20 protein-coding genes and 2 pseudogenes are annotated in these 20,164 nt (G+C 44.5%); 17 read left to right on the plus strand and 5 right to left on the minus strand.

Annotated elements, in window-relative coordinates; genetic code table 11:
- Positions 1 to 671: 671 nt before the first annotated feature.
- On the plus strand, positions 672 to 1,721 hold the full coding sequence (locus tag QUA71_RS26550; RefSeq protein WP_333289678.1) for a Fe(3+) ABC transporter substrate-binding protein: 1,050 nt from the start codon (positions 672 to 674) through the stop codon (positions 1,719 to 1,721).
- A 72-nt stretch (positions 1,722 to 1,793) separates the two neighbouring features.
- Here QUA71_RS26550 and QUA71_RS26555 read toward each other — a convergent pair whose 3' ends face one another.
- Both QUA71_RS26555 and QUA71_RS26560 read right to left on the minus strand, forming a co-directional pair.
- Positions 1,794 to 2,315 carry a pentapeptide repeat-containing protein gene (locus QUA71_RS26555; RefSeq protein WP_333289680.1) on the minus strand — a complete coding sequence of 174 codons (522 nt, stop codon included), beginning with the start codon at positions 2,313 to 2,315 and terminating at the stop codon, positions 1,794 to 1,796.
- A gap of 29 nt (positions 2,316 to 2,344) precedes the next feature.
- Entirely contained in the window at positions 2,345 to 4,066 is a 1,722-nt protein-coding gene (locus tag QUA71_RS26560) for an iron ABC transporter permease (protein WP_333289682.1), read from the minus strand.
- Positions 4,067 to 4,192: 126 nt separating this feature from the next.
- On the opposite strand from QUA71_RS26560, the gene QUA71_RS26565 reads away from it, so the two are divergent.
- From QUA71_RS26565 to QUA71_RS26575, 3 genes are all read left to right on the plus strand, one after another.
- Positions 4,193 to 5,281 carry an ABC transporter ATP-binding protein gene (locus QUA71_RS26565; RefSeq protein ID WP_333289684.1) on the plus strand — a complete coding sequence of 363 codons (1,089 nt, stop codon included), beginning with the start codon at positions 4,193 to 4,195 and terminating at the stop codon, positions 5,279 to 5,281.
- Between the two features lie 531 nt (positions 5,282 to 5,812).
- Complete coding sequence (locus QUA71_RS26570) at positions 5,813 to 6,181, plus strand: hypothetical protein (protein WP_333289686.1); 369 nt, start codon at positions 5,813 to 5,815, stop codon at positions 6,179 to 6,181.
- Positions 6,182 to 6,350: 169 nt separating this feature from the next.
- On the plus strand, positions 6,351 to 7,352 hold the full coding sequence (locus QUA71_RS26575) for a hypothetical protein (protein ID WP_333289688.1): 1,002 nt from the start codon (positions 6,351 to 6,353) through the stop codon (positions 7,350 to 7,352).
- A 238-nt stretch (positions 7,353 to 7,590) separates the two neighbouring features.
- On the opposite strand, the pseudogene QUA71_RS29390 reads toward QUA71_RS26575, so the two are convergent.
- A pseudogene (locus QUA71_RS29390) lies at positions 7,591 to 7,707 on the minus strand (Uma2 family endonuclease); the annotation flags it as partial.
- A 139-nt stretch (positions 7,708 to 7,846) separates the two neighbouring features.
- Positions 7,847 to 8,617, minus strand: a complete 771-nt coding sequence (locus QUA71_RS26580; RefSeq protein ID WP_333289690.1) for a TerC family protein — start codon at positions 8,615 to 8,617, stop codon at positions 7,847 to 7,849.
- A gap of 472 nt (positions 8,618 to 9,089) precedes the next feature.
- On the opposite strand from QUA71_RS26580, the gene psaM reads away from it, so the two are divergent.
- Entirely contained in the window at positions 9,090 to 9,185 is a 96-nt protein-coding gene (psaM, locus tag QUA71_RS26585) for a photosystem I reaction center subunit XII (protein WP_190660159.1), read from the plus strand.
- Positions 9,186 to 9,468: 283 nt separating this feature from the next.
- On the plus strand, positions 9,469 to 9,885 hold the full coding sequence (locus QUA71_RS26590) for a slr1601 family putative cell division protein (protein WP_190660161.1): 417 nt from the start codon (positions 9,469 to 9,471) through the stop codon (positions 9,883 to 9,885).
- 225 nt (positions 9,886 to 10,110) lie between these two features.
- Here the strand turns inward: QUA71_RS26590 and ctpA are convergent, their stop codons facing one another.
- Positions 10,111 to 11,349, minus strand: coding sequence for a carboxyl-terminal processing protease CtpA (gene ctpA, locus QUA71_RS26595; RefSeq protein ID WP_333289693.1), 1,239 nt, complete (start codon positions 11,347 to 11,349; stop codon positions 10,111 to 10,113).
- Between the two features lie 136 nt (positions 11,350 to 11,485).
- On the opposite strand from ctpA, the pseudogene QUA71_RS26600 reads away from it, so the two are divergent.
- The 11 genes and pseudogenes from QUA71_RS26600 to QUA71_RS26650 form a co-directional block, all read left to right on the plus strand.
- Positions 11,486 to 11,698, plus strand: a pseudogene (locus QUA71_RS26600) (calcium-binding protein); the annotation flags it as partial.
- 48 nt (positions 11,699 to 11,746) lie between these two features.
- Positions 11,747 to 11,863, plus strand: coding sequence for a hypothetical protein (locus QUA71_RS26605; protein ID WP_333289695.1), 117 nt, complete (start codon positions 11,747 to 11,749; stop codon positions 11,861 to 11,863).
- A gap of 494 nt (positions 11,864 to 12,357) precedes the next feature.
- On the plus strand, positions 12,358 to 12,954 hold the full coding sequence (locus QUA71_RS26610; RefSeq protein WP_333289697.1) for a calcium-binding protein: 597 nt from the start codon (positions 12,358 to 12,360) through the stop codon (positions 12,952 to 12,954).
- A 167-nt stretch (positions 12,955 to 13,121) separates the two neighbouring features.
- Complete coding sequence (locus QUA71_RS26615; RefSeq protein ID WP_333289699.1) at positions 13,122 to 13,421, plus strand: hypothetical protein; 300 nt, start codon at positions 13,122 to 13,124, stop codon at positions 13,419 to 13,421.
- A 598-nt stretch (positions 13,422 to 14,019) separates the two neighbouring features.
- Complete coding sequence (gene petB, locus QUA71_RS26620) at positions 14,020 to 14,688, plus strand: cytochrome b6 (RefSeq protein ID WP_006633252.1); 669 nt, start codon at positions 14,020 to 14,022, stop codon at positions 14,686 to 14,688.
- Between the two features lie 183 nt (positions 14,689 to 14,871).
- Positions 14,872 to 15,354 (plus strand): cytochrome b6-f complex subunit IV, encoded by a 483-nt coding sequence (petD, locus tag QUA71_RS26625; RefSeq protein WP_333289701.1) that lies wholly within the window; start codon positions 14,872 to 14,874, stop codon positions 15,352 to 15,354.
- 160 nt (positions 15,355 to 15,514) lie between these two features.
- On the plus strand, positions 15,515 to 15,646 hold the full coding sequence (locus tag QUA71_RS26630; RefSeq protein ID WP_333289704.1) for a hypothetical protein: 132 nt from the start codon (positions 15,515 to 15,517) through the stop codon (positions 15,644 to 15,646).
- Positions 15,647 to 15,651: 5 nt separating this feature from the next.
- A complete protein-coding gene (locus QUA71_RS26635) occupies positions 15,652 to 17,013 on the plus strand; it encodes a PIN domain-containing protein (RefSeq protein WP_333289706.1) in 1,362 nt (453 codons plus the stop codon).
- Between the two features lie 56 nt (positions 17,014 to 17,069).
- The gene (locus QUA71_RS26640) at positions 17,070 to 17,588 is read left to right on the plus strand and encodes a type I restriction-modification system subunit M N-terminal domain-containing protein (protein ID WP_333289708.1); all 519 of its coding nucleotides are present in this window, start codon (positions 17,070 to 17,072) and stop codon (positions 17,586 to 17,588) included.
- Positions 17,589 to 17,973: 385 nt separating this feature from the next.
- A complete protein-coding gene (locus tag QUA71_RS26645; RefSeq protein WP_333289710.1) occupies positions 17,974 to 19,335 on the plus strand; it encodes a cytochrome 450 in 1,362 nt (453 codons plus the stop codon).
- 261 nt (positions 19,336 to 19,596) lie between these two features.
- On the plus strand, positions 19,597 to 20,013 hold the full coding sequence (locus QUA71_RS26650; protein ID WP_333289712.1) for a hypothetical protein: 417 nt from the start codon (positions 19,597 to 19,599) through the stop codon (positions 20,011 to 20,013).
- The last annotated feature ends 151 nt before the right edge of the window (positions 20,014 to 20,164 follow it).

Genomic DNA, 20,164 nt, shown 5'->3' on the forward strand with positions numbered 1-20,164 from the left:
GGTTCTCACCCAGTTCGACCGCTGCCAGGGGGTTTGAAAACTCTCGCGATCAAGCGTGAGGGGTAAGTTCCGTTTAAGGAATCTTTTTAAATTTACCCTGTGGGCCAAATCTAATAAAACCTCTGGAAGTTGTTGTCGCTGGCAATTAGTAAAAGCACTGTCTGCCATCAAAGGGTAGACAGTAAGGAACCTATGGGGGATAGGGCTTGGGAGTTTTTGGAGATGTCTATTGCAAACAACTGTTGTGATACCTATTCAGCAAAAATCTTTGTCATAAATACAGTCCTGGACGCATCAATACCTTCATAAGCAAATTTTTTGGCGTTGCATAATAGCAGCATGATTTTGATTTTTTTTGTGGATGGGCCCATGAACCCGAAGGCGTATATTTTCACAGCAGGCGGGACACCCTACAATCATCCTCAAATTGAGCAACGCCAAATTTTTTGCCTAATCGGCGGGCTATAACAAAGTCTTTTCGTAAAAAAATTGCCGATTGAGCGAAGTCGAGACCGGATTTCTGACGACGGGTGCCTCACCCCTAAAATAGTTACGCTCTAGATCATCAAATAAGAATTACTTGCATTAATATAGTAAAGCAATGGCTATAGATGGCTGTAGATACACCATCGTGTCAATTACCAGATGAAAAAATCTATTATTATAGAACAATGAGCATTTCTCGGCGTATTTTTCTTGCCAGCGGTACAGCAATGGCTGTCGTGGCAGTGGGGGAACTAAGCAAAAAAGCCCCTGTCGCAGCCCAAACGGGAACCCTCAACCTTTATTCAGCACGTCATTACGACACTGATAATGAGTTGTACCAAAGCTTCACCAAAAAAACTGGGCTCAAGGTTAACCTCGTTGAAGCGGAGGCTGACCAACTAATTGAACGGATCAAAAGTGAAGGTGCAAATAGCCCCGCTGATGTTTTCATCACGGTGGATGGTGGGCGTTTGTGGCGGGCAAAACAAGCAGGTATTCTGCAACCTGTTTCTTCAACAGTCCTGACATCGGCAATTCCAGCAAGTTTGCGAGATCCTCAAGGTTTCTGGTTTGGTCTATCGCGCCGGGCACGGGTGATTGTTTATAACAAAAGCAAGGTGAACCCTGCCCAGTTGTCAACCTATGAGGCGCTGACAGAACCTCGGTGGAAAGGCAAAGTTTTAGTGCGATCGTCCACTAATATCTATAATCAGTCTCTTGTTGGGGCTATGTTAGCCGTTCATGGAGCTCAAAAAACAGAAGCTTGGGCGCGAGGATTGGTGGCTAATTTTGCGCGTCCTCCAGAGGGAAATGATACAGCGCAAATCAAGGCGGTTGCTGATGGGGTAGGCGATATTGCCCTTGTTAATACCTATTATGTAGCTCGCTTAATGAAATCGAAAGATCCAGCAGAACAGGCGATCGCGGCGAAAGTAGGTGTATTTTTCCCCAACCAGCGCGATCGAGGTACTCACGTCAATATTTGTGGTGCCGGTGTAGTCAAAACCTCGCGTAACAAAGCAGGCGCGACCAAATTCTTGGAACACCTAGCCAGTCGCGAAGCGCAACAAATTTTTGCTAGGGGTAATTATGAATACCCTGTGATTTCAGGTGTGGCGATCGATCCTGCAGTTGCCAGTTTTGGTACATTCAAATCTGACCCTCTCAACCCTGATGTGTTTGGGAAAAATAACGCCGACGCTTTAAAGATTGCCGATCGCGCCGGCTGGAAATAGAGGCTTTTTGAACAAGAAGCTACTCTTTGTGATTCGGCGGTTTCAACCGCCGAATCCAACCAACTTTAATTTTTAATTTTTAATTGTACCATCCGGCATTATAGCCCCTTTCAGGTTTGCCCCTTTCAGGTTTGCCCCTGTCAAATCAGCACTATTTAAGTCAGTTTCACTTAAATCGGCGTTACTAAGATTGGCATTATTCAGTTTTGCGCCTCGCAAAAAAGCCCCCTTGAGATTTGCATTACTCAAATCAGCATTTGTGAGATCGGCCCCAAATAAACCGGCTTTTTCCATAGAAGCAGCTTTTAAATTTGCACCTTTGAGATTGACGCTATCGAGTAAGGCTTCATTAAGTTTTATTTTTTCTAGCACAGCACCTTCCAAATTAGCACCATTGAGATTAGCGCTTGTTAAATCAAGGTTGCTTAACTTAGCGGCACTCAGATCGCATCCTGGACATTGCTTAGTTTTTTGTAATGTTTCGAGGGGACTAGCCGCCTGTTTTTGGCATCCAAACGTGACAAAAATAGTAAGTAGTAAGAAAGAGATTGTGCCAGTCGTGCGGGTAAACATTGCTAATTTTTTATTAATCATCTTGATTTGTAAAGGGATAATTTTAACCTTTAACTGTTAACCGTTAACTCTGTTGAAGAATTGCGCGATCGCGCAATTTTCCAACTTAATAAAATTACCGGTAACATCCCCACTAAAACAATTGCCAATGCTGGGCCAGAAGCTTCAGCCAATCGTTCATCTGAGGCAAGTTGATAAGTTCGCACCGCCAAAGTATCAAAGTTAAAAGGTCTAATAATTATAGTAGCAGGTAACTCTTTCATTACATCAACGAATACTAACATCATGGCAGTTAGTAAACCTCCGGTCATCATTGGTGTATGAACTGTAACTAAAGTTTGCATCGGACTATAACCCAAACTTCTCGCCGCATCATCTAAATTAGGCTTGATTTTGCTCAAACTTGACTCCACCGCATTTAAAGAAACAGCTAGGAAGCGAACTATATAGGCAAATACCAAAGCTGCGATCGTACCGCTTAACAACAAGCCTGTAGAAATCCCCCAGTTTTCACGCATCCAACTATCAAATAGATTGTCAATTTTTCCAATGGGAACCATAATCCCCACTGCAATCACAGAACCAGGTACAGCATAGCCCATTGCCGCAACTCTCGTTCCTAACTGCACTCCTAAATTAGGATATAACCGTAAACCATAAGCCATAATCAAGGCAATAATTACGGCTAAAAGGGCTGTCAGGGTAGCCAAAATTAAACTATTACGGGCAAAGATCCAAAAGCGTTCATCTAAAGTGACTTGCCAATTAGCTAAGGTTAACTTGACTAAAAGACCTGCTGGCAATAAAAAACCAAAAAATAGCGGCATAAAACAAGCAATTACGGCTAAAACCTCCCGAATTCCTTTAAGCTGATAAGTTTGCAGTTGGCGATAGCGACTGCTAGCTTGATAATATTTTGTCCGACTTCGAGACCAGCGTTCTACTAAAATTAAACCCAGAACAAATAATAATAGCATCGCAGCTAGTTGATTGGCTGCAATTCGTTCTCCCATGCCAAACCAAGTCCGATAAATACCTGTGGTGAATGTATCAACTCCAAAATACTGAACAGTGCCATAATCGTTGAGAGTTTCCATCAAAGCCAGTGCTAAACCTGCAACAATTGCGGGTCTTGCCATTGGTAAGGCAACTGTAATAAAACTCCGCCAAGGACTACAGCCAAGTATTCTACTAGCTTCTAGAGTACAAGTGGATTGCTCCAAAAATGCAACTCTTGTTAATAGGTAGACGTAGGGATATAAAACTAAGATTAGCATTAAGATTGCTCCCGGGAGCGATCGCACGTTAGGAAACCAATAGTCTCCATAACTCCAGCCAAAAATATAACGCAAAGCAGTTTGAACGGGGCCGGAAAATTCTAAAAAGTCTGTATAAGTATAAGCTAGCACGTAAGCTGGGGCCGCTAAGGGTAACAGTAATGCCCATTCAAATACGCGACTGGCCCGAAAGCGACACATTGTTACTAGCCACGCACATCCTACGCCAATCACGACAACACCAAAGCCTACGCCGATCATTAACAATAAAGAGTTGACTATATAACGGGTTAAAACTGTATCGGTTAAATGTTGCCATGTATCTTTAGCTTCAAAAAAGATACTGGATAAGACACCGATCACTGGTATGGCGATCGGCAATGCTAAAGCGATAACCGCAAGTGTCCACCCACTAGCGGATAAACTGCGTAAGGTCGATCGCCCTTGGATTGTCCTGATTCCTGTTTGCTGTAGTGATTGTTGGGAATTTTTCATCGCTAGTAAAAAGTCTAGCTTGCTAGTTTATCAGTAGGTGTAAACATTTGTCAAGTCTTTCTGACAATTTCTCTCACTAAACTGGTTTATTGTAAAATAGTAAGTTGTTGATTATTTATAGCAATAATGGCTCGACCGATAATTCTGCATTTAGATGGTGTAACAAAACAGTATTCCCAAGCAGCATCACCTGCGGTAGCGTCTGTCACCCTGACATTACATCAGGGAGATATACTGGGGTTGTTGGGGCCATCGGGTTGTGGGAAAACAACGTTGCTGCGGTTAATTGCTGGTTTTGAACAGCTACAAGCAGGGACGATCGCTTTAGCAGGAAAAACTGTAGCCAGTGTTAATATGTCAGTTCCGCCGGAACAGCGAGACATTGGTATGGTGTTTCAAGACTATGCACTTTTCCCCCATTTGACAGTCGCGAAAAATGTAGCTTTTGGCTTGACGCATCAAGGAAAAGAGTCAAAGCATAATATTCACAAAGGCGTCGCAGAAGCATTAGCGTTGGTGGGATTAGAAGGATTGGAAAACCGTTATCCCCATGAATTATCCGGGGGTCAGCAACAGCGAGTGGCCCTGGCCCGTGCTTTAGCCCCTAGACCTGCGATTATTTTACTAGATGAACCGTTGAGTAATTTAGATGTACAAGTACGGTTAAGATTGCGTCAGGAAGTCCGCGAGATTCTCAAAGCAACGGGAACCTCTGGTGTATTTGTCACGCACGATCGCGAAGAAGCACTTTCGATTTCAGATTGGGTAGCGGTGATGCGTCAAGGTCAATTAGAACAGTTTGGCACTCCAGAGGAAGTTTATCAAGAACCAGCATCTCGATTTGTGGCTGAGTTTGTGACGCAAGCTAATTTTGTGTCTGCATCGCTAAAGCAAGATTTTTGGGAAACAGAAGTAGGTTGTTTTGCTGTTAAACGAGATTCAGGTTCACAAGTTACCTGTGATGTTTCTACTCAAGGAGAATTGATGATCCGGCAGGAAGACTTGAGTTTATACTTAGATGAAGATTCGCCTGTTGTGATTTGCGATCGCCAATTTTTAGGCAGAGAAAATCGTTATTGTTTAAAAACACCTTCTGGCGAAAAGTTATATGCACTCACAACCACAGGAAATGTTTTTCCCATTGGTTCTAAAGTTCGGTTATCTTGTGGTGAGAATTCTCCCTTAGCTTTCTTTGTCGGTAAGCCTAAGCCATAGCTAATGGCTAATTGCTAATTGGGGAAAAATCCTCCCCCTCTCCCCCTTTTCCCTCTTCCTTAATAATTAAATTCTCTCTTTCGCCATGTCTCAGCAGTCTGGCTAGGGTGTGGGAGGTGTTATTTCGCAAACGTTCCTTGACCTGGGAGATGATTCGGAAGTTGAATCAAGAACTGGGGATTCCCGCTGAAATTCTCATCCAACCCTATGAGTCGGTACAAATCCCCGCGTAACAATGACACGATAACAGGTGTGCAATCGATTTGTATAAAAAGGGCGATCGGGATGAGGATACTTGTCCTCCAGCGCCAAGGGCAGATACACCGAACACACTGAGTCTAAAAGTTGCTTGAACTTGGGTTCGATGATGAAATCAACGAAAAGTTTCCGCCTCTCCAAGAAAATAGCTATGTTCCACGCATAAGTTTTCCGTATATTTACTTAAATCCGGTAACTCATTTGCACTTTTTCTGTCTATTTGGTATAATCCGCTATGTGAATCAAGTCATAATTAACAAAATCACTACTAAAATGGAATTATCTGTACTAGTTTTACAAGCAACAACTATTGCACTTTGGGTAGGTGATAAAGTTTCGGGTGGGGCTTTAGAGAAGGCTGGAGCAAATCTTCTAGATTTCTTAGAAAAACGATTTCAAGACAAACTCCAGATCAAGGGTTCTGAACCAAAACTTTTAGAAGCTGCGATCCTAAGTGAAGCCGAGTGCGACAAGAAGTTTCAAGAAGATCTCGAAAGACTGGTAACTCAGTATCAAAAAATACAAAAAACACAAAGTACCTCCTATGTTTCTCAGAGAAATCAATCAGGCGTAAACCTTAATGTTGACAAAAATTCTGGAACAGTCATTGGGCAAAACATAGAAAAGCAATTTTTTCGTTGAGAATTATCTTGACCTTCAAAACATAGACTTAGAGCCAAACAATAATTTTTTCATAAGGCTTTTAAACTACATTAAAGTAGTTTTATTTCTGATATATACTATATTTTTTTGGCTCTTATTTGGTTGGTTAGCTGACTACTCTTTTCCCTTTGGTCAAGCTTTAGATTTAATGCTTGCTTGTTTCAAAGGTACTATTTCAGCCAGGATTAATACCCTACAGCAGCAATTCCAAAAAACAGATGTAGTTCCCCAGCCTGAAAACAAGCAGCAAGTTCCAAAACTAAATAACTTAGAGTCTCAAGCATGGTTATATGAGGGTATATTAGAGCGTCTTGGTGCAGATCCTTCTGCAAATCATGAAAGAATTGCAAGAACACTGGAGGCCTTGGAGTATAAAAGAAGTGAACTTCTACAAGAGCTAGAGCCTCGAAGACCTCGAAAATATCGAATATTAACCGGAATACAAGATGCTGTTCGTGTTCTTTTAGCTAGTCAGGCTGAGAAAGATTATGAGCAGCTTCAGAAAATTGTAACTAATCTGGTTATTTTTACGAGAAGCAGGGAACCGTCACAAACCATTCTTTCAGAAGCAATCACCAAATTAGCTGCAGAGATAGGGCAAAATGCTAATCAAATTAGCCCTTATCGTCTTCGTCTTGCTTATAAAATAGAGGACTTAATCAGGGTTTTATCAGCCAAGCTAGTTTTAGGTGATTATGCCTCTATAGCTGATATTAACAATCAATCAATTATTAATGAGCTGCAATCTCGGATCAATCTTTTATCCCAAGAGTTTAAAAAATTACTTAGAGCAAAACAAGAAAATACAAATGTGATAAACGGACGCATTACAGAGAATTACAATCTAACAAAAAATATTTCTGATTTGTATAGAGACCTATCAAATCGTGATGCAGATATAGTTGCTTTGCAAAAAAATATTCAAAATTTAACGGAATCTATCCAAGAAAAGCAGGCTAATATAAACAGCCTGCAAAATTCCCTATCTGAATTGCAAAGAGATTTTGAATATTCCAAAATTACGCCAGAAGAATATGAGAAAATCGACAATAAAAGTGATTATGTGTTTGTTAAAGCCCACGACAGAAAAAATGGGTCGCACGTCACAGCACATTACAGAAAAAAACGAAAAAAACCACGAAATAAATAAACACCCAGCAGCCTAATAACCAGCTTGGAGCGGACTCCCGAGAGATATTGGTAGGAATACAAAGGTTACTAGCAGTCGCTCCACTCAACCGATCGCACGCACACCCATTCCCCCAATTCCCGCCCTCTTTTCGCCGTAAGATCCCTCGCCCTCTTTCCCTCTCCTCAAAAAATACAGCCACCACCAAGGCTCAAATCAGATCGGGATCGATCGCCTGCGTGAGCCAATATGCCGCCAACCCCCTCAGCAACCAATTCCCCTCGTTATCCCACCAGTCTAACCATTGCTGAGTCTGATTTTGATAACTGCCGAACCATAGGCCCAATTGTACTCCTATAAGTTCGATCGGGTAGTGAAAAAAACAATATTAAAAAATAAAAGCCTTTCATCCCCGGACTAAAGTCACCGGGCTGAAAGGCTTTTGCAGGTTTTAACCAGCCATTAATCTTGTTGGTTTGACAGATTTAAGCTAATTTTATTCAGATGAAAGTATGTTAAATTTCGGACTTTTGTCCTTGCGATTCTGGAACAGCAACTTCTGAATCCGTCTGATTGAGAGCGATTTCTAGAGATTTTGCAATCTCGACTGGCTCGGGAGTACGCTTAGAAAATCCCCAGACAAACATCAAGACAATACTGGAAACTAGCAGCCATTGCGGAGGAACTAAATCCGGATTAATTACTTTCACCAACAACCGCATTCCCACGAACCCAACTGTGATGTAACCAGCACTTTCTAGGTGAACGAACTCATCCAGCCAGCGGATGAACAACCCGGCCATGAATCGCAGGGCAATAATTCCAATAGTAGCACCGGTTACGACGATAAAAGTGTTATCAGAAACAGCGATCGCAGTAGTAACGCTATCCAAGGAAAACGCTAAATCCGTAAAAGCAATCATGGGAATTGCTTGCCACACAGACGCAAATCTGGGCCCGTGATGTTCTCCTTCGGAGTCTGTATCTGAAGTAAAATGTTGGAAAACAAGCCACAGCAGGTAGAGAGCACCAAGCAGTTCAAACTGCCAGTATTGAATTACCCAAGTAGCCGTTAAAATTAGGGCTAGCCGCAGTACAAAAGCAATTATCAAACCCAAGTTGAGAGCTTTTTGCTGATCCTTGGCATCTTCCAAACCTTTAGAAATAGACGCCAGGGCGATCGCGTTGTCAGCCGAAAGTACAGCTTCCAAAGCCACCAAAACCAACAATAATAAAAAGCCGTCAACTCCAAAATTGGGTGAAGCGTCGAGAAATTGATCTAGCATTAACTATTTTGTGCACCTAAGATTGGCAAGTGAAGAGCGCAGCGCAAATTACCCGCTCTGTCTAAAATTAGTGTCACCTTCATTTAAATCTTAACCTAACGCGGTAATTCTGTGGGAGGCGATCGTCCGAACAACGTCCGAAGGAAGCAGTCCCAGGAAACAAGGAAAAATTCTGGCGTTGCACAATTTAAGGAGGCTTCTTGTGGGTTAGGCGTCCCGCCTGCCGTGAAAATACACGCCTTCGGGTTCCTGCGCCCATCCCACAAAACAATCACAATCATCCCGTAATTATGCAACACCAAAATTCTCCCCCTCCGACACTCAAAAACTGTGCCACTCGGCAACTCGGCCACTCGGCCACTCCTCCCCGGACGCACCATTTGTGTTGCAAGTTGTAACAAATGATTCCCAAAAGCGCCAATTTGTCTCAAATTAGTGAAAGCTCGTGCCCGCGAAAAGGAGTTTTGCGAATATGTCTTTAACAGATACCCAAGTCTACGTAGCGCTCGTAATTGCTTTGATTCCCGGAATCATGGCTTTCCGGCTGTCAACTGAACTGTACAAATAGTTTCCAGACACCAGTTGCGAACCGCAAAATGCCTGCCTGACCAGTTAAATCTCTCGCATTACAGATACAGACAATTGCTGCCCCAGTGCAGTAGATTGTTTGTGTTCAGCAAGACGAGACTGCAAGGGCAGGCATTTTTATGGGGAAATTCCGTCTTCACGCCTCACTTTGTCTTAACAATTGTGGCTGTCAGCACCCTGACAAACAGCGGCGAGTGTGCGTTAAGCTCAGAATTTGCTCTTTGAACTCTAAAACGTCAGTCTCAGGTATTTGAAAAAACATTATGCAAGCGATTCAACCCACCGTTACCCCACTGCGTCCTGTAAAAAACTCCCCTCGGGTTACTCCTCGTCGCAGCAGCAGTCGCCAGCGTTCCTACCCTCACCAAACCCTCGCGGCAGAAACAGGGGTCAAGTTGGCAGTCAACATGGTACTTTCAGTCTGTGCCACTTCTGCTTTGCTTCAGCTTTGGCCTCACTACCGGGCGGTGCAAGAAAAATTGCACGAAATCCAAGCTGAAGTCAATCTTACCCAAGGGCGAGTAAATCAGTCGCGATCGGACTTTAACCGCTACTTTGACCCCAGCCTTGCTAAAACTGTGATGCAAGAGCAAAGCAACCAAGCTGACCCGCAGCAGCGTCCGGTGATTTTGCAAGAAGCCGAGGTACCCGACGCCGAGGAATCAACCCCGCAACCTTAAGGGAAGCGGAGTTTTGGGTTTTGATATCACGTCCGACGTGCATCATTCTTTTATGTCATTGCTTCGCACAGCGAACAATGACAGATGAATCTGTCGGACGTGATATCACTTTTGAGTTAAAGAGTTTTTAGGATCGTTGTTGTCTGTCCTTGCGAACGAAACGCAGAGACAGACTTAGACCTGTGTATTGACGCCTGCTGCAAGCTCAAAACTTCAAACTCCGGCTTATACTGACTTTGCCAGCACGGTTTTATCTTTAAGTAGTTGCAGTGCAGCTTGATATTGCAAGTCTGCTTCGGTGCCAATCTGATCGCGCGCGATAGGTTCCAAAGGCACTACGCGATCGGGCGCAATCCCCAGCTTGTTAATATCTTTATGGTTCGGTGTCTCGTACTTAGCAACAGTCACGGCCAACCCGGAACCGTCAGATAAATCAAACAGCGACTGGATCAGCCCTTTGCCAAAAGTATTTTCTCCTACCAGTTGAGCTCTGCCGTTATCTTGCAGCGCACCCGCCAAAATTTCGCTAGCGCTGGCACTTCCCTTGTTCACCAAAACAATCAGCGGATCGTGAGTTAGGGCTTGTCCAGAGGCTTCAAAACTGCCGAGAATGCCTTGTCTGTTCACCGTGTAGACGATCGTCCCGGAATCGAGCCACAGGCGGGCAATTTCAATCCCAGCTTGCAACAGTCCCCCCGGGTTGTTCCGCAGGTCGAGAATGTAGGCGGCGGCTCCTTGTTTTTCCAAGCGGTCGATCGCGCGAGCGACTTCCTCAGTAGCGTTAGCACTGAATTGACTCAAGCGAATGTAGCCCAGCGGCAAATTCTCCGACCCCGACTGCAATTGGGCGTAAACCGGATTCAGAGCAATGCGATCGCGCACTAGCTCAATGTCCTCAGCAGCGTCCCTCCCCTCGCGCCCCAAGGTCAAGGTAACGGCAGTGCCGATGCGGCCGCGCATTCGAGTTGCTGCTTCGTCTAGGCTCAATTCTGAGGTGGGAGTGCCATTAATTTTCAGAATGCGATCGAGGGGTTGGATGCCAGCTTTATCCGCCGGTGAGCCGGCCAAAGGAGCCACCACTGTCAGGGTATTTGTCTGGGGGTCGATCGCAATTTGCAGCCCCACACCCGTCAATTCTCCCGAAGTGTTGACCTGCAAGCTGCGGTACTGTTCGGGTTTCAGCAGTCGAGTGAAGGGGTCATCGAGATTCGCCAGCATCCCCTGAATCGCCGTGTAAGTCTGCTGTCTGTCGTTGAGCGGTTGTTTAACGGCTTTTTCGCGAATCGACCACCAATTGTGATTGTTGAATTTGTCATCCACATAAGAGCGATTGACAATTCGCCAAGCTTCGCTCAAAAGCTGCTGTTCTGGAGTTAGGGCCGCCGCAGGCCCGACCCACCCGCCTAGAACCAGGGCGACTTGGAGGAAAAGTAAAATAGCAATGTGGAAAACTCGTCTGTGCATGATTGTTCCGTAAAATACCAGTAAGTATTACATTTTATGTATTTTACGTTTGTACGCTGGGAACGCTGTTGCAGATTTAACTCGCCTTTTGCACGATCGCGAGCCTCCCGCTGGCACTTGTAAATAAATATAAGCGATCGCAGCTAACTCCAATCTCACCGGCACTGACGGCGACGACAGCCTCTCCGGCGACAGCGGCAGCGATACAATAGCCGGCAAACGCGGCAATGATACTCTCAGCGGTTTTGGCGGCAATGACTGGATACACCGCAATCAAGGCAATGATTCCCTCGACGGTGGCGACGGCGATGACACTGTTTACGGCGGCAAAGAAATCGATAATTTGTTCGGCAATAATGGGGAAGATATCGTATTTGGAAATCGCGGTCAAGATAGCTTGAGTGGAGGTGAAGGCAATGACAGTCTTTACGGCGGTCAAGCTAGCGATATCTTGCTTGGCGGTAACGGGTCGGATTTTCTCGGCGGTGAAAACGGCGATGACAGTTTGATATGAGGAAATGGGAGCGATCGCTTCTTAATTTCCGCCAATTCTGGCAGCGATATCATTTTCGATTTTGAAGCCGGCATCGACTTCCTCGCACTTGCAGGCAATTTAACCTTTTCGCAACTTTCTATTATCCCTAGCAACACTGCCACTTCAATCAGCTTGACAGCAACTGGCGAAATTTTAGCTGCTATCAGTGGCGTGACAGCTAACCAAATTACCCTGGCCAATTTCAGTTAAAGGATTAGGGACATAGGTAAATATTGTGTCCCTCTAGCCAATTATTTGTGTAGTAATGGTTTCCGTTTTTGGTAACAGATTTAGGTGAATCAATACTTGCATTTCTTACTAGAAAATGTCAATCAACACTAAAGTCCTTACAAAATCCAAAACCCCCAATTAAAAATTCCAAATTGACGGGACTGGAACAATCCAAAATCTAAAATCTAAAATCTAAAATTGAGTGACTGTACTTGTAAAATAGTTTTCATAAGGACAAATTTATGGTAGTTATATGCGGAGACAATCTCGATAATTTGCTAGCCGGTGAAATTGGCGATGATTCCCTGTGGGGGCTTGGAGGCAATGATACTCTATCTGGTGTGGGTGGTAATAACACTTTAGACGGCGGAGAACGAAATGATAGTCTCGCAGGTGGAGTCGGTAGCGATCGCCTTTTGGGCGACTTTGGTAACGACAGTCTCAGCGGTGGCGAAGGCAATGACAAACTTGAAGGAGGTGCCGGCAATGATTTTCTTGAGGGTGGCGAAGGCGCGGATTTAATCACAGGAGAAGACAATAACGACAGTATCTTGGGAGGGTCTGGCAATGACTGTCTTAACGGCGGTCAAGGCAATGATACGGCGATCGGAGGAGATGGAGACGATCGCTTGTTTGGTGGCAGCAACAACGACTTGCTAATGGGCGGCAAAGGTAACGATCGCCTGTTTGGAGAAGGTGGCAATGACACTCTAATAGGTGACTTAGATAATGAGTACATCAACGCCAATGCAGGAGACGATTTGCTGGAGGGAAATCAAGGCAACGACACCCTGATTGGCGGGCCGGGTAATGACATCAGATCGGGTTACAGCTTGTAATCAACTGGAGAACAAATCGATTATTTAATCGGGAAAGTGAAGCTGACATATTTGTTCTCGGTTCATTAAATACCAGCCCTTACCTCTTCTATGGCGGTGAAGGTGGCCATGCCATTATTATTCAGGATTTTAACCGGGGCGAAGGCGACAAAATTTAAGTCATTGGTTTGGTACAATATCGTAACGGTTTTCGCTTCTTCTCTTACCGATTTGAATCTTATGATGACGGTACGAGACGGGGAACTCGGATATTGGTCGGAGCGGATTTAATCGCCGATGTTCAAAATATTACTGATGTTAATCTATCAGATTGCGCGATCGTTTCGACTGGGTTTTCACCGCCATCGCGAGACTTTCCATCCTTCCCGTCTCTTCCTGAAATTCCCTTCCCGATACCGCCGCTTCCCTCTCCTTTCTCGCCACTGCTGCCAGTTTTTGTGGAAAGTTTGCCTTCTTTTCAATTGTGATAGGACTTTACGGACGGGGGTAATCACCCGCTTTTTTTACGGAAATACGCAGGTTGCAGCCAGCAGATGCTGTTAGAAGGGACTGAAGTCCTTACTACAAAACAAGATTCGGTTGTACGATCCAACCGGTTCGGGTGACTCGACTGACATTGAGGGCGTTTGGGGCAGAAAGTGAAGTTTTACGATCGAGATGAAATTTGGCCTCTCCCCCTAAACCGGTTTCCGGCTCGGACTGCTTTCTGTAGCTTAGCCCTCCTCCCATACCACCTTGGGCGGATGTTGAGATTCCGAAAAAAGCGTTTTAAGCCTCCACAAACCGATCGCGCGTGTGAAAATTGCACGGCAATTATGTTACATTTTTTATCACAGTCTGGAATTCGATCGGGCAACGCCAGCGAGTAGGGACAAGCCACCGCTTAGTTTCCCAGGGCTTGCAGGCGATCGCACAATAGAGTTCCTTTCGTCAGCTCCAAATTTAAAAAATAGCCTCAGGCATTTGCTAGTAAAAGCAAGCTGCTCGGCGCGGGGCGACAAAAAACCTTGTGGCTGCTGCCCTGAACCTCAACCACAGCAATATTCTTTTAGGAATTCTGGCTCCATGTTTTCTAAACAAATCACCGACTCAAAAACCTACCAGTGGTTTGAGGAACGCCTGGAAATTCAGGCGCTCGCCGATGACATCACTACAAAGTACGTACCCCCGCACGTCAATATTTTTTACTGCTTGGGCGGAATTACTTTAGTTTGCTTTCTGATCCAGTTTGCCACCGGCTTCGCCATGACTTTCTATTACCGTCCCACGGTAGCAGAAGCTTTTTCTTCAGTGCAATACCTGATGACTGAAGTCAACTTCGGCTGGCTGATCCGCTCCATCCACCGCTGGTCTGCCAGCATGATGGTACTGATGATGATTTTGCACACCTTCCGGGTTTACCTGACCGGCGGCTTCAAAAAGCCCCGTGAATTAACCTGGGTGACAGGAGTAATCTTGGCAGTCATCACTGTTTCTTTCGGCGTGACCGGCTATTCGCTGCCTTGGGATCAAATCGGTTACTGGGCAGTTAAAATCGTTTCCGGCGTCCCCGAAGCTATCCCGTTTGTCGGTTCTTTGATGGTTGAACTGCTGCGCGGCGGTGTCAGCGTCGGTCAAGGCACTTTGACCCGTTACTACAGCTTGCACACTTTTGTGTTGCCTTGGCTGATTGTAGTCTTCATGCTGGCTCACTTCTTGATGATTCGCAAGCAAGGTATCTCTGGCCCGTTGTAAGTTTTGAGTTGTGGGGGCGGTATTTTTTTGGCCCCCCGCTGAATTTTGAGTTGAAAATTCATAATTCATCACTCATGATATTTATTTACGGCTAACACTTCCTGCGATCGCGCCGCTGATTCAAACTAACGAATACAGCGGAATGGCAGGCCCGGGTAAAACTAAAAGGAGAACACTGTTACTATGTCTATTCTCAAAAAACCTGATTTGAGCGATCCCGCGCTCCGCGCTAAGCTCGCTAAGGGCATGGGTCATAACTATTATGGCGAACCAGCTTGGCCTAATGACTTGCTCTACGTTTTCCCTATAGTCATCATGGGAACGTTTGCTCTGTGCGTCAGTTTGGCCGTACTAGACCCGGCTTTGGTTGGGGAACCTGCTAATCCTTTTGCTACTCCGCTGGAAATTCTGCCGGAATGGTATTTGTGGCCTGTGTTCCAACTCCTGCGCGTTTTGCCTAACAAATTGTTGGGTATTGCTTGCATGGCTGGCGTTCCCGTTGGCTTGATTTTGATTCCGTTCATCGAGAGCGTTAACAAGTTCCAAAATCCGTTCCGCCGCCCTGTTGCTACTACTGTTTTCCTCTTGGGAACTGCGTTCACTCTGTGGTTGGGTATTGGGGCTATTTTCCCGATCGACAAATCTTTCACGCTGGGTCTTTTCTAAGATTTAAGTTTGCTTGATTTTGACGCCTGCGGGTTTCCTGTAAAGTGCTTTGGTACTGGTGGGAAACTTTAGCGGGCGTCATTTGATTTTAGATTTTAGATTTTAGATTTTAGATTTGGGATTTGGGATTTATGCTCAAGGTGGGCTGCAGCAGTTGGTAATGCCAGCATCTCTGAAGGTGAAAGCGGTTGAGAAGTATGGTAAGGTGCGGGAAATTGCTGGCTTATTTGGCGGGGCAGATAAATTGAAGCAGGCAGTCGAGCAGTTGCAGAGTTTATTGTATTCGGCTTAGGAAAAGTGAAAGAAGTTGTAATAATGTCCGCAGAACAAAAACCAATTTGTGTGGTAATTGATGCAAATATATGGTTGCAAGACTCTAATCTTTTGATGCGAACGGCTATGGGTTCGGCATTGCTTTACATCCTCAAACAAAGTAAGGGAAAAATAGGTCTACCGGAAATTATAGAAGAAGAGCTTACGAGAAATATTGTTGAAAACGGACTTAAAGCCATTGAACAAATTAATAAAGGATTTAAATCTATTGAATTAATTATGGGCTTTCGCGATTCTTATGAAGTACCGAATAAAGCTCAATTAGAAGCTGCTGTTAAAGAAAGGTTGACCGATTTGGAGGACGTAATTATTAGGATTTTCTTTACGTTTGAACACGCTAAATCAGCACTAAGGAGAATTAATGAAAAAACTCAACCTAATGGAGACAAGAATCAGCAATTTAAAGATTCAGCTATTTGGGAAGCAATATTAGAACTTTCAGATTCACATACAATATATTTTATTAGTGATGATAACGCTTTCTTTAAAAATAGAAACAAGCAAACTGAAGAACTAGCGGATAACTTATTAAATGAGTGTAATAAAATGGGAGCCAAGGTATCTATTTATAACAATATTGCATCCTGCCTTAAGGCTCTTCAACAAGACGTACCATCACTTGACTATTCAAATATTATTTTAACTATTGATAACCTTATTAATAGTGGATTAAGACGAGAATTAGCTACGGAAATTGGATTTGAAATAACTACACTCGCAATTGACAAATCATCACTTTCAGCATTTTTTACAGAAATAAATGGCAAGTTAGCATTAATTTTTGAACTTTGTTACCACTGTATTGATATACAGAATAATGGCGAGGTCGAAAGGACAGAAGCTCTTTTAAGAGCCAAAGGAGATTGCTTGTATGAAATTGATACTAAAAAAATTTCTGATATAAAAATGGATCGGGAAAGGATCTACTGGGTAGAGCCAAGCGGAGAAGCGGGTAGACGAGGAGTTGTGTATGCTTCTGGTACTGCTACTATAGGAGGAAGTGAGCAAGTTAACTATACTTTCAGAGAACCCGTTGATTTTATCCGCTCTCCAGACTTAGACAGGAAGAAGCGAGTAGATAAAGTCCGCACGAAGCAAGATTTTTTTAAGCAGTATAGTACACAGCAAAGGGCAATTTTAGAAATATTTTTAGAGAAATATATTGAAACGGGGTTTTCTGTATTTCAGAATATTATCGGTTCAATTATAAAGTATCCTGAATTTGCTCAATATGGTGATGCAATTAAAATAATAACACTGTTTGGAGAACAAGAAAAGTTAGAAAAAGCACTAAATCAATTACAAAATCTTTTGTACTCAGTCTAGTAGATGTTTTCTAAGAGTTCTATTTCTAAGTTTGATTACTTTAATTTTCTCTCAAAATGCCCAAACGCACTACATCTCAAACCAATAAACGCGTCACCACTGCTCAACGCATCGGCAGCGTGATAAAGTCTGCGCGCGACATCATGCAGAAAGATAAGGGAATGAATGGGGAATTAGACCGTTTACCCCAATTCACTTGGATTCTTTTCCTCAAGCTATTAGATGATGCGGAAAATATCAGAGAAGAAGAAGCCTTTTTAGAGGGAAGAGTTGATAAGTACAAACCGCTGATTGGATTTCCGTACAGTTGGCGTGATTGGGCTGCTGATGATGAAGGGATGAGCGGCGATGACTTGCTGAAATTCATTAACAATGATGAGGTGGCCCTGCGGGACGGGACAAAAAGCCCTGGTTTATTCGCTTATTTGCGGATTCTTCAAAGTGCAACAGGGCGCGATCGCAAAAAAGAAGACACTAAATATTTGCTTTCTTTAGGCAACAATCTTACTTTCTCCCAACTGTCAATTACTCAAGAAAATAGTGCAAGTTTCTTCCGTTTGTCAGCCAACAGATAATTTTTATCCTCTCTCAATGGGGTATCCTCCACTCTAATTAATGTCGCCGATTTTGGCTAAATTTAATAGCAAGTAGTCGCACATAAACCGTAGTTATGTGCGACTCTCAGAGATAGGGCCTAATACTTGAGAAGCATAAAGTATATCTACTTACCAGGAATCGTTATAAATTCCACTCAATCTCCGGAAAAAGGCTAGACTTAGACGCAGACATATTCAGTAAAACAATCTCTATATTGCCACTGTGTGCACAAAGAAAAATGGCTATAGTTATACTTACTGATTTTGGCAATGAAGCGGGTATTCCATCCCGCTCTATTACTGCTCAATACCCTCTTGCTGCTAACTGCAAAGCGGGTTATGGCGAGGGATTCTCGGAGGAATTATGATGAACCTAAATTTAGATACTATTTTCTCATCGCTGATGAACCCGGCACTGAATGAGTTTCAGGCTTGGGCTTTGCAAAACCCGGAAGAAAGTCTCAGCAAAACGATGCTACCGCCGATCGCCCTGATTGAGGGTTTGATTGCCAACGAACCCACATATTTGCCACTAAAACGGCTGGCTTTCGGAGCCAATTTTTGCTGCGCGGGGCAAGTCGTGATGGGAGAGTTTGACACGCTGGAAAAAGCACTCACATCGCCCCAGGCGCGCGGATGGCGGCTTGGTACTTCTGTACTCGATGCCGATCGCGCCCCCAACCAAGATGTCGGCGGCAGAAACCTTTTCCTGCTGTCTTTGTCCGATCGCGAAACTGATGGTAGCAGCAATCATGCGGCATTCCGAAGCTGTATGCAGAAATATCTCTTCAACAGTGCGACAACGGATCGCCAGGGAGACGAAATCACCAGACGGTTGCTCGATCGGCTAGCCGCCGATTATGCCCAAATGCCACACGGTGCGGGGGGAGCGTTTTTTAGCGATGTCAAGCGGGGTTGGATGGGATTTTTAGTCCGATACCTGCACTACGTCATCTTTGGGATTAATCCAGACGATTCAGAGTCGATCGAACTTCTCACCGAATTGCATTACACTCGCCAAAGCCCGCTGCACTACTTCGCCGTCATCGGCAACCTGCTGCAAAGCCTGAACGTCTTTGGACACGGGGATTTGTCCACTCTAATCGAGCGTGCAGCGACTATCTATGAAAATTCCCCAGCTTTAGCCGACTTCGAGGAGAGCTCGGAAAACAACGGCATGACTAAGCGGGAATTGGCAAAGCTGATGACATCGATTATGGGGATAGCGGGACTGCAAGGCCCCCTGCACCTAGGCAACACGGCAATGGGATACCGCCGTCTCCCCGCCTATAAAGGACAGCAGACGGCCGAAATTAACCCGACTGATTTTTGGGATCAGCTCGATTTGGACGATCGCCAGTCGATCGAGCTCTTCCTCCTGGAATGCGCCCGCCTCTGGGCCCCCGTCAGCGCCACCCACCGAGTCGCCACAGAGCCATTCACCGCAACGGTAGCGGGCAAAGAGCGCACTTTCCCAGCCGGAACCAAGGTACTGATACCGCTCAGCCTGGGACTGCTAAACGAGAGTTTCTGGGGCTCTACGGTATACGAATTCAACCCTAAGCGCGAGAATCTGTGCCCTTTTCATATGGGTTTTCATTCCGTGGGCGATCGTAGCGCGGGACGGATTTGCCCCGGTAAAGACATCGCACTCAAGATGCTGGTGGATGTCGTGAGTACGGTAGGCAAAGTGCGACGAGCCTCTGAGCCGAATTTGCAGGGGTAATCAATCCAAAAGCTCGATCGGACAGCGGTTGAAACTGAGATATTGCACCATTCTCGCTTAACAGGCCCGACGGCCCACCCCACAAGACATCAAGTTTATTGTGGGGTGTCCCCCCCGCCCTTGAATAACTGATTGGCTAGGATGCAAGATGTGAGTTGAAACCGCACGCCACATAAACTATCGATCGATAGCTCGACTAAGAAATCAAGGGGGTATCTAATAGGAAACCAAAACACAACTATTTTGAGGATAAATAATACCATGTTAATCGAACAAAAGCAACTAAAAGACATCGCGAATTGGATGAAAGTAGAACATCCAGCCGAGTTACCCGAAGTCCTGCAAGGTATTTTTTTTATGGACGGGAATGTTTTACCAGACGATTGTTTGACTATGTACAGTTCAGACTGGAATGCTGACGAACGGACGTTATTGCTGCGCGTTTTTGACCCTGTTATCTGGACATTTCATTCATCAATGGCGGGACGGATGTTACTTTATTTAGTCAAATTTTCTCGGATCACTTACTTGTTCCGATTCTCGGATGCAACTTTGCAGCACGGACACATCACGCCGATAGTGTTGGGATGGTCTGTGCCACAGTGGCTTGTAGATTTTTTGATCGATCGAGATCCGAATACTCCGAATGGAGATACAGCAGATTCCATGTATATATGATACACTTTATTTAGTATATAAGCTAAAAAAATGAAACCTTATTCGATTGAGTTGCGTGAGAAAATAGTTAAAACTTATGAACAAGGTGATACCTCAATTAGAAAAGTAGCCGCCAGATTTGATGTGAGTAAAGGGTTTGTTCAAAAAATTT

The organism is Microcoleus sp. MON1_C5, from assembly GCF_036701875.1.
GTDB lineage: Bacteria > Cyanobacteriota > Cyanobacteriia > Cyanobacteriales > Microcoleaceae > Microcoleus.